1 protein-coding gene is annotated in these 357 nt (G+C 42.3%); it reads right to left on the bottom strand.

Going from position 1 to position 357, the window contains the following annotated elements; all coding sequences use genetic code 11:
- On the bottom strand, nt 1–357 hold a 357-nt coding region (locus A3735_RS31275), incomplete at both ends, for a hypothetical protein (protein WP_197485984.1).

Here is a 357-nt window from a genome sequence, read left to right on the forward strand (position 1 = left end):
AGCTGCTCCTGAAGCTCAATAAATACCGCTTCAATTTCTTCTAGATCCGCTAGCACAAGCTCATGCGTTTCATGGTCAGCGGACAATACCTCGTCAATTTCAGCAATTTCCTCTTTAAGCCGACTAACCTGTTGCTCCTGCTCGAGCTGGCGGCTCTTAATAAACTTAAGTTTTTGCTCTAGCGCAGCAATCTCACCGCCAGACTGATAAAATTTTGCCTGAAACTTATTGAATACCTCTTGCTTGTCTTCAAGTTCAGTACGCAGCACATCCACTTTGTTTTCATTGCTATTCTTAGCAATAACGGCATCTTCTATTTCTTTTTCATATTTAACAGACAGATCGGACTTGCCCGAT

It is taken from the genome of Oleiphilus sp. HI0061 (genome assembly GCF_001635675.1).